The 14,358-nt window shown below is 48.2% G+C and carries 2 protein-coding genes; both read right to left on the bottom strand.

Features of this window, described 5'->3' with window-relative positions:
- Positions 1–2: 2 nt before the first annotated feature.
- Positions 3–12,650, bottom strand: a complete 12,648-nt coding sequence (locus EGM68_RS12620; RefSeq protein ID WP_129549309.1) for a non-ribosomal peptide synthetase/type I polyketide synthase — start codon at positions 12,648–12,650, stop codon at positions 3–5.
- The gene (gene fabD / locus EGM68_RS12615) at positions 12,625–13,848 is read right to left on the bottom strand and encodes an ACP S-malonyltransferase (RefSeq protein ID WP_129549308.1); all 1,224 of its coding nucleotides are present in this window, start codon (positions 13,846–13,848) and stop codon (positions 12,625–12,627) included. The genes EGM68_RS12620 and fabD overlap by 26 nt, the downstream gene beginning before the upstream one ends.
- Positions 13,849–14,358: the final 510 nt, after the last annotated feature.

The following is a 14,358-nucleotide window of genomic DNA, read 5'->3' as shown; positions in this document are numbered from 1 at the left end:
TATTATAGGCTTTCATAGAAGTGCTTCATCTCTTCAAACTCTTCCAGGTCCAGATCATCCGCGCCTACGTCTGTTGGTGTCAGTTCCTGACCGGAGTGATCCAGGCAATGACGGATGGCATTTAACAGGTGAGTTTTAAAGCGAGAGAGAAGCTGCTTGATCGTGCACTCTTCGTATGCATTTCGGTCATAGGTTAGTCGGATGTTTAATTTTCCATCTTCCATTCGGCTGCTTAATAAGAGAGCATAAAGTGAAGCGCTATTTGCAGCCTGGGAACCTGATGCCACCTCAGCTTCCAGCGGCGATGTTGAAAAATATACCGTTTCCGGGTCCACGGAGTCTATGTAACGGAACCCGATTTCCGGATAACGAGAAATGCTGGAATTCGTTTGATTACTGACTTCGGTCAGATATTTTAATACACCGTAGCCCAGCCCCTGGTTGGGAACCTGTCGAATGGTCTCCTTCACACGTTTGAGCAGCATCGAAATATCATCTGCAGATTTGATGTCCAGTACAACTGGATACACGGACGTAAACTGCCCCACCGTTCTAGAGAAATCCAGCGAACTCTGTTCTCCCGGCTCTCGGACCGGCTTTTCCACGTAGAGCGCAATCCGTTCTAGTCCTGACCATTCGGATACTGTCTGACCTAGTACGGACAGCAGCACTTCATCTGGCACGGTGTTGTAGGCATGATTAACTTGTGTCATCAGTTGCCGGGTTTCGTCTGGTGATAATTGCAGGTGGAGCTGGTGTGTCGGTCTCTCCGATCCAGAATCAATAATGACTCCATGGTCTTTGGGAAGCGTCCCCCACTCAGAGACCTCTATCTTGTTCCAATAATCCTGCTCCTTGAGCAGCTCTTTGCTATTCGCATAATGCTCTAGATGCTCTGCCCACGTTTGGTAAGCGTTCGTTTTGTACGGTAAGACAATCGTTTCCTTGTCCAGCGCTTGCCTGTAGCCTGTTGCCAGATCTTCCAGCAAAATATTCCATGAAATGGCGTCAGCCACTAGCGGGTCTATAGCAAGGAAAAGATGATCACCGCTACCCATTCGGAAAAGCCCTGCTCGAACTCGCGGTCCTTCAAACAGCCGCAGGCTGCTTTGAAGACGTTGACATTCAGCTGCCAATTGGCTACGTGCTTCGGTTTCCGTTCCCGTTAGCGACAGCACCTCCAAAGTGATTAGCTCCTCATTCAATTCTTTGTGAGTTTGCACAACTGATCCGTCAGCCTCTTGTAATAAGCCAAGGCGCAGAGCATCGTGGTGCTCTACAATTTTCTTCAATGCGGCACGCAAGGGCGGCTCTTCAAAGCCCGACTTTGCTAACAGCAGTACTGACGCTGTAGCAGGAAGTGCCTCGGATGCTGAACACCGTTCGAACCGATGGATTAGATGTTGTTGTATCGGTGTCAGTGGCGCCTCCCCATCTACTAGGCTTTGCTCAATCGGAAGGGCCAGTGCTTCTGCATAGCCGCTCAGGATTTCAATGGACGGATGCTCCAATACGTGCCGGATATCCAGCGAATACCCGTGAAGACGCATACGCGCGATGACTTGAACGGCTTTAACAGAGTCGCCTCCGAGCAGGAAGAAGTTATCCTGAATGCCTACCTGATCGCGTCCCAAAACATCTTGCCATACGGCGGCCAAAGCCTCTTCCACATCATTTCGTGGCGCTGCATAGGCCACACCCGGTCGGGATAGCTCTTCAAGCTCTGGCAATGCTTTTCGATCAGTTTTACCGTTCGGTGTCAACGGTATCTGATCCAGAAAAACGAAGTGAGACGGAACCGAGTAATAGGGGAGCAGTTTGGCAGCATGTTCATGAATGGCCGTCAAGCTAGGTGCTTCTTCTGTATTCAGTACAATGTAGGCACATAGTACGGATTCATGATTTTGGCTTTCATTGACAGTGACAACAGCCTCCTGAATTGCAGAATGGCTCATCAAGGCATGTTCAACCTCGCCCAGCTCAATCCGGAATCCGCGTACTTTTACCTGATGATCGATTCGGCCGATAAACTCCAGGTTCCCATCTGCTTTCCAGCGAGCCAGGTCACCCGTTCTGTACATTCGTGTGCCTGTGGAGAATGGATTAACCACAAATTTTTCCGCCGTCAACTCCTCGCGGTTCCAATAGCCGCGGGCTAGCCCTTCCCCTGCAATGCATAGCTCGCCCGGTATGCCGATGGGTTGTAATCTATCCTGCGCATCTATGACATACATTTGCGTATTCGCGATAGGACGCCCAATGTCGATCTGTTTGGCATGGGTAACTTCCTGCACTGCCGACCAAACTGTTGTTTCCGTAGGTCCATACATGTTATAAATGCGGGGACCGTTCAATTTCTGCAATGCTTCCAGCAGCCTAGACGGAAGCGCTTCTCCCCCGACCATAATCTCCTGCACACCTTGCAGCGCACGGAAAGCTTCCTCATGGCCCAGCAGCAATTGCAGCCGGGATGGTGTCATTTGCAGCATGTCAACGTGGAGTGTAGTAATCAATTCGCCAAGTGTCTGAGGATCGACCTGATGATGACGATCGCCCAGCACGACGGTCATGCCGCCCAACAGGGGCAGAATCGTTTCCAAAACGAAAATGTCAAACGATATGGTAGTTAGCGATAAAATCGTTTTATTCGCTGCAAAGTCAATCACTTCACGCATCCCAGTGATAAAATTCAGCACCGAGCGATGCTGGAGCATCACTCCTTTCGGATTTCCGGTTGAGCCAGAGGTGTAGATAACGTAGGCTAAATGCTCCGGCTGAGTCGTAACTTCCAGATTGGTCTTTTCTCCTTGATATAATTCCTCATCTTCAATAAACAGGATGTTGGCGTTATAATGGTGTTCTCCTGCCAGATCGTGGCTGGTCAGGAGTACGGCAGCCTCACTGTCACTCAGCATATATTCGATACGGGCTGACGGATATTCAGGGTCGATAGGCACATAAGCACCACCTGCTTTTAGCACGGCAAGCAAGCCGATCATCATTTCCGCTGAACGCGGCGCCATCAAACCGACTAGCTTATCGGGTCCTACACCATTCGCTTGAAGCACCCGTGCCAGTGAGTTAGCACGTTCATTCAACTCCCGGTAGGTCAGACGCTGATCTCCGAACACCAATGCTGTATGACTCGGCGTCTGTTCAACCTGCTTTTCAAACTGCCCGTGTACTGTCTCATTAAACGGGAAAGGTACGACGGTACGATTAAATACGGTTAGCTGTAATTGCTTCTCCTCATCTGAAATAATCGTAATATCGGCCAACCGCATCCCTGCATCCTGCGTTACTTTTTCCAAAATTCGTACAAAATGCTCTGCCAGCCGCCGGACGGTCTCCGGTTTAAACAGCTTTGTGCCATATTCTAAAGTGAAGAACAATCGTTCTTTTTCTTCGGTCACATGCAATGAAAAATCCACCTTGGATATGCCCGCGTTGAATTCCTCCGGTTTAAAACGAATACCTCCTGCTTCCACAATATCTGTGCCGACATTTTGCAAACTGAACATCGTATCGAATATCGGATTTCGACTTACATCGCGTACCAGTTCCAGCTTGTCTACAAGCTTATCAAACGGGTATTCCTGATGCTCCAGTGCCAGCAGCAAGTTTTGCTTAACCTCCTGCAAAAAGGATTGGAACGTTAAAGAAGATTGCGGCTGGTTACGAAGCACCAGCGTATTGACGAACATGCCAATCATCGCTTGCGTGTCTACATGCCGTCTTCCGGCAACAGGTGTACCTACGATGATGTCCTCTTGACCCGCATATTTGCCCAGCAGGACATTATAAACCGCCAAAAGCACCATAAAGATCGTGGACTTTGTATCCTGGGCCAATTTATAGAGTCTGCTCGCTAGTTTGGATTCCAATGTGACGGTCAAGCTGTCACCTTCAAAGCTTTGTACTTGCGGACGTGGAAAGTCTGTTGGCATATTTAGAATAGGAAGCTCCCCATTCAAGTTCTGAAGCCAATATGATTCATGCGCTTTCCATGCCTCATCAGTTATTTGCTGCTTCTGCCAAGCAACAAAGTCTTTATAATGAAGCTGAATGTTCGCAAGTTGTCTACCCTGGTACCGTTGAATGATTTCATTAAGCAGTACAGCCATGGAAAAACCATCAGACACGATATGATGTATATCCACGAGCAGATTGAAGCCACCTTCGATAAATTCGAGCAGTTCGGCGCGGAATAAAGGAGCTGTTCCCAGCTGAAAAGGCTGAACAAACAAGGTCCTGGCCTGTTTTGCTTCTTCCTTGGAAATACGGGTATGCGGGATATCGAATGGAATGGTGTCCCGAACTTTTTGCACCACTTCCCCGTCTTCCAGATCGAAGTATGTCCGAAAAGATTCATGACGAGAAATAACTTCCTTAACGGCTTCAATGAAGCGGGGAACCTCCAGAGCTCCCTCTATGAAAAGCTGGCCAGGGACATGATAGGCCATTCCGGCTCCTAGCTGTTCAAGCACGTACATTCTCTTTTGGGCAAAAGATACCGGATAAAAGGCTTGTCTGTTCACAGCTACAATCGGTTCGTAGGCCCTCTTGCTCCCACCCGCAATATATGCAGTCAGATCAGCAATCGTTTGCAGCTCAAAAATGCGGCTAAGCGGAATGTGTGCCCCCAATTCCTTACCGACTCTCGACAGAATCACCGTCGCTTTTAGCGAATCACCGCCCAGTTGAAAAAAGTTATCGTCATGGCTGATATCCGTTACATTCAGAACGTCCTTCCAAATGTCCACAAGTTGATCTTCCATACCTCGGTTCTCTGAAGCGATGCCTGTTTTAGCGAATACGCCTGCTTGTCCCGGTGCTGGCAAAGCCTGTAGATCAGGCTGGCCATTCGGCAGAAGAGGAATATGATCCATCAGAATCCAAAAACGGGGCTGCGTATAATCTGGAAGCATTTCAATTACAGCCTTTTTTAATGCGTCTGCTTCCCAAGGCTTCGATGCGTTTGCGACCACATAGGCGCTTATATATGAGACGATTCCAGTTTCGTCCGTTTGCGGTGTAATGACGCAGGACTCCAATTGGAGAACCTGCAGCAGGTGTTTCTCCAACTGCTCCAGATTAACCTGATGCCCGCGAATATGGATGACCCGATTCAAATTTCCGATATGCCGCAGCTTACCATCGTTCTCCACATAAACCCATTCCTGGGTCGTTCCCAACAGACCTGCTGCTGAGGCTTGATACGCCTCCCCTGCTGTCCCGACAGGCGCCAAATGCTTGTACGCATCAAGGGCGCAAAGATAGTTTCCATTGGCATCGGTATTCGCTGCCCATGCTGCTCGAAGTTTTTCGGTCTCCGACGCACGGAGTAACGTCAGCGCGGAAACGCGAGCCCCTTCTTCCTCTACAAGGGAATGCAGCAGATTCAGGAAATATCCTGACCAGGCCAAGATTATGTTTGGCTGAAAAAGATCTGCATTATAGTCAAAATCAAGACGTAATTGCTTCTGCGTCTCTGTCACGTTCAAAAACAACTCATATTTGCTGAATGATACCTCATGTTCAACGAGCTCCGTCTCCAGTTTATGGAATTGAAAACGCGGAATCGGTCGATCCATATTGAATACAGCCTTTATGATAGGTAAATGTTTTAGCCCCAGCTGAGCGAGTCCGGCAAAGCTGTACTTTTGATAGCTTTCCAGTTCATTCATGCGCTTTTTGACCGTGTGAGCATGCTCCATAAAAGTAGAATCAGGACGCACTTCGCTGATGACCGGAAGCAGGTTGACACAGTTGCCGATCAAAGAGAATGCGTCCATATGGGATTGTCCTGCGGTGGGAACCCCCACCGTTATTTCCCGCTGCCCTGTCAGGCGATGCAGAAAAATCTGAAAGGCGGATAACAGCGTTATAAAAAGACTGCTGCCAAGCTTTATGCTAGCAGACCTCAATTGTTTAACAAGCGGCGTCTCAAGAATTAGGGTATGTCTGCTTCCTCTAGAGGACAGAATCTGCACTCCCCTCACTGGAGATGGCAGCTGGAGGACAGGCTGCTGTTTTTCCAGCATCGCCGACCAAAAAGCCAGGGCCTCTTCCTTTCCTGCTTTCAACTGGTCCTGCTGCCAAACCACATAATTCCGAAAAGGTATCGGTTCAGGAAGGTTGTAGTCAGCATGCCGGACAAGCGCAGAATAGATGTGTTCCAGTTCCTCAATAAATACACCGATTGACCAACCATCCGCGATAAAGTGATGGAACGTAAAGACATTCAGATGCTCCTCATCTGATATTTTTAGTAGGTGAATCCGGAATAGCGGCTCACCTGGTATCATGTTAAACGGGGTTTCGCTGTTCTTGATCATCCATGCCCGGAGATGCTGCTCCTGTTCATCGGGATGGTGAGTGGTAAAATCATAGAGCGGGACTTCCACTTTCATCTCAGGAGCGATCACCTGAGTTTCTCCATCTCCGCTCATATAGATATGTAAGGCTTCATGACGGTTTACAATGGTCTGGACAGCCTCGTTGAACGCCTGCTGCTGAAGCGGACCACGAAACCGCAACAAGGCGGTTTCGTGTAAAGATAGAGAATCGCCGCGTTCTGAAACAGAGGCGAACCAAAGCTGTTTTTGATCTGGCGTTAACGCAATAACAGTATCAGCTGCTTCAGCATCTGCAGGTACCGTTACAGGCTGCTTGCCCGGCCCCGGGCCGTTCCCATTCGGGGGCGGGTCCGGTAAAAAGCCACCTTTGCGCAGCTCGTCCACGCTATCCTTGACAGCTTGTACGATACGCGCTATATCTTTCTCGGTATGGGCCGTGGACAAGAAGCAGTTGCGTCCTTCCCAAATATAGATGCCTTTGTCCAGCATGTGATAAAAGAACAACTCCAGATCGCCCTTGAGCACAAAGCGAAATAGGGAGCCAAAGTGAACGACCTTCATAGGTACGTGTTCGTCAGTGAAATAGCTGTTTAGCTCCGCCGCTAACGCCGAGGTACGGCTGTTCAAGCGATTTTGCAGCTGCTCACCATTTTTCTCCAAATGGTCCAGCACCGCTAAAGATGCAGCCATGGCCAGCGGATGATGGCAGAAGGTTCCTGCGACAAAGGTTCGCTGCTGGTCATGCTGTGGATAGGAATCGTCCCCGAATCTCCATGTGCCTCCGTCAATCCCGTTCATAAAGGCGGCTTTTCCGGCTACGATCCCAATGGGTAGCCCACCGCCAATGATTTTACCGTAGGTCACGAGATCCGCATGTACTCCAAACCACGCTTGAGCTCCTCCGGGCTGAATTCGGAAGCCTGTGATGACTTCATCAAAAATGAAGGCAGTACCCGACTGCTTCGTAATCTGGCGAATTTCCTGCAAAAAGGTTTTGGGCTGAAAATCAGGTCGGCGGCTTTGCACCGGCTCCACCATGACCGCGGCCAGTTCATGCGCATGAGTGCGAATATAATTCAGGGAATCGTCCGTCCCATAAGGAAGCACGACGACATCGTCTACCATATGCTGCAAGATGCCTGGAGCTAGAGGTGTCGAATGTTCCTTGTTGTCATCTGCACTCCCCAGCGCCAGCACCCCGTCGAATGTACCGTGATACGAGCCAGCAAAAATGACGATTTTAGCTCGTCCTGTGGCAGCACGCGCCAAACGGAGCGCGACCATAACGGCCTCGGTGCCGGAATTATACATGGCAACTCGTTCCACCCCGGTCATCTTGCATATTCGTTCGGCCACCTGTCCGGCTATGTTGGACATGGGGCCGATACACATGCCGTGCTTCAGCTCTTCCTCAATTTTTTCACGAATAAAGGCCGGATTGTGCCCGAACAGATTTACGCCAAAGCCCATCGTCAAATCGACATATTCATTGCCATCCAAATCCCAGATTTTAGCCCCGTCTGCACGTTGGGATACAATTTGGTACACCATTTCCTTCAAAGCAGGCCGAAAGCCAGCCACATTCCGGTTATTTGCGTATACGGAACGGTACTGCTGAGTGTATTTTTTGGTGCTGCACGTACGGGCCGTGTAGCGCTCTATCAGCTCTTGCAGGTGTTGTTCCTGACGGAGCGAAAGCAATTCACTTGCTTTAACATCCAGCTTTTTATAGGGCGTATACGGCTTGGCTTCATGTCCTGCCTGCTTGGAAGCAGCCTTTACGGATGGAGCTGGTGTTAATCCAGCCGCAACTTTCTGCTTCGGTTCCGTATGGATGATCTGCGTGCTTTCACTAATTCCCGATGGAGAGGCGCTTGTTTGAGGGCTTAATGACTCGGAAGCTATTACGGATGCAGCCGGCTGATGCTGGAGAATGTCAAGCTGCTGTGACATCAGATGCAGCTGTTGCTGCACAATTCGCTCTACAGCCGTAGGAGCTGTAGCGATTGGAAAGTTTGGAGCCCGTGTGGGTCCAGCCGGAACGGCGGATTTAAGAGTCGGTTGGGTTAACGGAAAAGCTGCATGATGAAACTGTTTCAGCGTTGCTTCTGGACGATTTTCCATAGACTGACCCGGGAGTTCAACAGAAGTAGAAATGCTCGCCCGTTCGGCTACGTAGCTGGCCAACCGTTCCAGCGTGGTCAACGATTCGAAAAATTCGTTCATTGGAATGTCTAGTCCGAAGGTATCCTTGATACTGTGGCGAACCTGGGACAAATTAATGGAATCCAGCCCAAGCTCGAGAAAATGTGTCTGCGGCTTCAGTTCCTCCAGGCTGAGCTGGGACACGTTACCGATCATTTTCGCTAGCTTTTGAAGTATAGATGATTTATGCTGATCATCGGCAGCAAATGCTGGCGCTGAATACTCGTTCCCCATCATTCGAGACTCCTTTACTGTTGAGTTTTCATGAACTGGCGTTTTCTGTTCCGCTCGAACCTGTTCAGGCACGTTAATCCAGCATCTTTTCCGTTCGAATGGATACGTAGGCAGAGAAACCTTTTTATAACGCTTACCTGCATAGAGGGCATTCCAATTGATCTGCGCTCCTTGCACATACTTGGCAGACAGCTGCTCCAGGGATTGGAGCGTGTCCAAGCTTCCAGTGACCATCTCTGCACTGCCTATGCTATCCGCTATTCCAGTGTATACACCTTCGACGACTCTGCCTTGTTCATGCAACTGAAGCACCTTCGCTTTTAACGCATCCGCTCCTGCAGCAGTCACAGCAATCCGGTGATTCAGATGGCTTCTGCCTGTGTTAGCCGTATAGCATACATCCTCCATCACGATCTCTTCCACGCGCCCGAACCGTTCTGCGTACCGTCCGACCAACTGGCGCAAAGCGGATTCACTCCGCGCCGACAGGGTCAACAGCAGCGGTGATGATTTATTGTTGCTGTCCGTTGGACTTGGATCTGGTTTTGTCTTCGCTATATACTCCTCCAGCACCACATGGCAGTTCGTCCCACTGAATCCAAAGGAACTCACCCCGCTTCTTCTCGGGAATCCGTCCGTCTTCCATTCCCTCAGCTTCGTATTGGCATATACCGGGGATTCCTCAAAATGAATCTTCTGGTTTGGTGTGCGAAAATGAACAAGCGGCGCAATTTGCTGGTGCCTCATGGACAGCACGGATTTGATCAAGCCCGCAATCCCGGCGGCTTCGTATAAATGACCGATATTCGTTTTGACCGTGCTGATCGCCGCAAACTGCTTACGCTGTGTATGCTTGCGGAAAGCCTTGGCAATGCCGTCAATTTCAACCGGATCGCCCAGTTTGGTTCCGGTTCCATGAGCTTCGATATAGCTGATCGTTTCAGGATCAGTCCGTGCATCGCGCCACGCCTGCAAAATGACTTCTGCCTGAGCCAGCGCATTAGGCGCGGAAATACCAATCGTGCTGCCGTCCTGATTGATGGCGCTACCCTTGATCACGGCTAAAATGTGGTCGCCGTCTTGTTCCGCTTTGCGCAGCGGTTTCAGGAAAACAGCACCAACTCCTTCACCCCAGCCCGTTCCGTCCGACTGGTCGTCGAAGGCGCGTGCCCGATCATCGGAGGATTCCATGCCAATACCGGCTTTCAGCGGCAACAAAATCGTTTTCACTCCACCTGCCAAGGCCATATCGCAGTCTCCATTAAGGATGGACTTGCAGGCCAAATGCACTGCCACGAGTGAAGAAGAGCATGCTGTATCAATTGTTACTGCTGGACCTTTCAGATCGAGCAAATATGCAATCCGGCTGGAAATAATGGACGGTAAATTACCAATGGCAAAGTTCGGCAGCGCGCCTGGTTCTACCTCGGACAACAAACGCTCATATTCAAAGCTGGTCTTGGAGAAGCCGACATATACACCGACCTTTTGGCCTGCCAGTTGCTTTCCCCCATACCCTGCATCCTCAATCGTGCTCCAGGCTGTTTCTAGAAATAACCGTTGGTTCGGGTCCATGAGCGAAGCCTCTCTTGGAGTCAGTTTAAAGAAGGAGTAATCGAACTTGTCTACTTCATCCAGATAACCGCCTTCTGCAATTTGCATATTCCGTCCTTCCGTATTCAGACGCGAAAGAAAAGCTTCGGCATCTTTTCTTCTTTCGTCGCTGTACGGGCCGATATTATCAGCGCCTGATGCTACATTCGCCCAAAACTGCTCTAATGTTTCCGCTTGAGGAAACCTGCCTGACATGCCGATGATGGCGATATCCCGGACATTTGCTTCTTCCTTGGCTTTGGACTCTGCTGTTGCAGCTGCATCTCCGTTTAGATTTTGACTGGAGATATACGCAGCCAGCTTGGCGATGGTCGGATAGGAAAAGAAGTCCGTCACCTCAATATGAATTCCTAATTGATCCTCCAATTGGTCCACAATTTGAACAAGCTGCAAGGAAGTTACTCCGATATCAAAGTAGCTGTCGTCTGTCCCGATCGACTTTATATTTAAAATATCCTGGCATATTCCAATCAGCTTCTTCTCTACTTCTCCTTGAGGCAAGACCGCACGCTCAGCTGATTGTGTGACCCGAACAGCCTCGGCCAGTGCTGTCAATATTTCATCAAATTCGCCCTGCTCATAACTCTGGGCTAATTTGAAGCGCTGAACCTTTCCACTGGTTGTTTTAGGTATACGCCGGATCGGAACCACCTTGTGAATATGCCAGCCTCCCCGGTAATTCAGATGGCTTTTCAGCTTTTGGGCAAGCGGTACAAAATGCTCTATTTTTTTTGCGTGCATTACAAAGGCTATAATACGATCCTGCCTCGTTTGCGTATCATGTACACCGCACACAGCTACTTTTCCGAGTTCCACACCATCCAGTTCCTCGGCGATTCTCTCAATATCATGTGGGTAGACATTCTGTCCGTTCACAAAAATGATATCCTTGGCTCTACCGGTAATAGTCAGGCGTCCGTTTCGCATAAACCCTAAATCTCCAGTGATAAGCCAGCCATCCTCCGTTATAACCTTTGCGGTAGCTTCTGGATTGTTATAATATCCGGATGTAACATTTTTGCCGCGGATTTGCGTGTATCCAATCACCCCATCATCAAGCACCTGATTTTGTTCATCACAAATACGGACAGAGGTATTAGCCAATGGATAACCCAAATCCAAAAAAGTAAGACACCGCTTGTCAGACTTGTCCACTTCTTCTACAGGCTCACCAACGTGTAACTGGTGCCGGTTCAAATGAATGGGAATAAAAGTGTTTTTGTCCAGAGGCGGAGAGGAAACACCTACACTCGCTTCTGCCAGCCCGTAGACGGGTAACATGGCATTTTTATTCAAACCATGAACACTCATTGCATCCATAAACACATGACAAAGCTCTACAGATATTGGCTCAGCTCCATTTAAAATCATACGAACACTCGTCAAATCCCAGTTAGCTGCTGTTTCAGGTTTATACTGATCGAGAAAAAATTTATATCCAAAATTGGGAGAGCATATTTGAGTAACCTTATGCTCCGATACTTTTTTCAGCCACAAAGACGGACGCCTGATAAAAAGTGCCGTCGGCATAATCAGCTGTTTGGCATTAGCAATCACACAGGTTAAATGAAATGCGATCAATCCCAGGTCATGCGTAAGCGGCATCCAGCCCAAATAAGCATCCTTGGAGCTCATGTCTGTTTGATTTACAATATCCCGGATATTGTAAACTAGATTTTCATGCGTCAGCATGACTCCTTTGGGATCGCCTGTAGAACCCGAGGAGAATTGGATAAAAGCTAGCTCCTCCGGTTTGGATACATGAACTACACCTTTATTCTGAGTGGAATAATCGAATCTATGGCTTGAAAAAGTCGCTTTTTTAACCGGCTCAAAGGAATCCAGCTGCTCGTGCTCTTGCGCGTATTTTTCAAGCTGCTCTAATACCTTGTCATCTGCAACCATATATGGGCGGGAGAGTGTGTTCCAGATTTTAAACAATTTCATTTTATGCTCATCATTATTCCCTATGCTTACAGGTACAGGAACGATTCCACCAATCAGGCAACCCCAAAATACATTCAAAAAGTTATGGTTGTCGTCGATCTGTATGATCAGCTCATCGCCGGGTTTTACTCCTTGTTCCTGTAATTCATAAAGCACCTGTAATGCTTGCTCCAGAAGTTTCCTGTAGGATACGTATTCCTCTTGTTTATCACCGGAAATAAAAATGATTCCGTTCTCATCCCGGCTTGCACGGTCCTGAATGATTTCAACTAAGGTTTGAAACTGCTCCATCCTGATCCCTCCTCAATTGCTCTAGCATTGCTTTCCGCTCTCCTTCGGAGACCTGTTTGGTTTGCAACACAAGGCAAATACACTCCAGTATTTCCTGTCTTTGCTCAGAAGCAGGAGGCGAACTACTGCCTGATTGCAAGTTTCGCAGTAATTTTTCCAGTCTGCGCACAGGTAAAATAACACCCTTTCGATACTCATCTTCATTCCAATTGGCGTTGGGAGTAGACACTGCTAGTGACAGGGAACAGGCAATCCAATCACGGATCGAGAAACGGCGGCCCAGTTCAAAGCGATCCAAGTCTCTGTCCAAGGACAGCACTTCGATATTAGGGCTTATTTCCCTCACTAAATTTTTCAGCACTGTTCGTGGACCTAACTCGATGCCTTGTTTTACGCCATGATTCATCATATATTGCACGGTTTGAATCCATCGAACCGGGTGAGTCATTTGCAAAATCAATCCTTGGCGTATGCTGTCAAGATCGCGGTATGGCTGAGCGGTCACATTGGAGATCACGGGCCACTTCTCTTCATTTAAAGTGTACTTTTGCAGCTCTGCGGCCAGTCTGTCCGCAGCAGGCTGCATAAGCGGACTATGAAAAGAGCCGCTGACCTGCAACCGCGTAATTTGGGCACCTCGCTGTTCTAACTCGCCAGCTGCCAAAGCGACAGAGGTATGATGACCTGAAACGACGTTTTGGCTAGGTGAATTGTAACATGCAATGGCTGCAGGCTGATCGACTGTGGAGTACAAACGACAGCATTCTTCCACTTCGCCCAGCTCAGCTCCGCGAATGGCAATCATGCTGCCCAGCTTTGTCATTGCGGCTTCTTCCATAAAGCGTCCCCGCTCTTGGACTAATCGTAAAGCGTCTCCAAAGGACAGAACACCGCTGCTTACCAGCGCTGAATATTCACCTAAGCTATGACCAGCTGAAAATTCAGGGATAATTCCGATTTCATGCATATAACGCCGGAATGCAATGACACTGATCGTGAGAAGTGCGGGCTGCGTATAGAATGTTCTGGATAGCTTGGTCATCGGACCTGCCATGCATAAAGCTTTCAGATCATATCCCAAAATATCAGCAGCCTCTTCGAACAAGCGATCCGCTTCTGCAAAGCCGCTATGCCATGTAGCCCCCATTCCTACATACTGAGATCCTTGTCCAGGAAAAACCAAAGCCATACGATTCATATCAAACCCCTTTCCACAAAAATTATGGAAGAACAAAGGTGTCTTTACATTTCATGTATGTATCATATGTATGGTGACATTAAGATGTAGAGAAAACTGCAGTAAAAAGCAACGAAGTAGATTGCCAAAAAACAGTAATCGACATATGGAAGTGAATTGGTAATAGGGTTCCGTTCGTGGTGTGTTTGTGAACAAAAGTCAGGTGTGTGAGTAGACTTGGAAGTGTAAAAACCTTGGAGTATACTGAAATTTCAGGCTTGAAAGCTAAAATTCAGCATCATAGATGAATGGTGTGAAATTACTGGAGTCATACAGGGTGTTTTTCTATAAGTAAGCGTTAAATATGGAATATTTTATTTATATATTAAATATGGACTCGAAAAATGTCAATATCCATCCAATTCCTTTAATAAGAGAAATTGATGAGATATGAATGTTTTTGTTACATTAAGCGTAAAAGTAAATTAAAGCATGGCAATATAATGTTAAGTATATTATACACACAAACCA

The organism is Paenibacillus sp. M-152 (genome assembly GCF_003856555.1).
Lineage (GTDB): Bacteria > Bacillota > Bacilli > Paenibacillales > Paenibacillaceae > Paenibacillus > Paenibacillus polymyxa_C.
Note: the sequence above shows the minus strand (reverse complement) of the source record. Positions and strands in the feature narration are given on the sequence as shown.

What these genes read in the sequence shown, in the direction of transcription:
- EGM68_RS12620 (WP_129549309.1), bottom strand. Translation starts at nt 12,650, where the DNA reads ATGGAGCAGTTTCAAACCTTAGTTGAAATCATTCAGGACCGTGCAAGC.
- fabD (WP_129549308.1), bottom strand. Translation starts at nt 13,848, where the DNA reads ATGAATCGTATGGCTTTGGTTTTTCCTGGACAAGGATCTCAGTATGTA.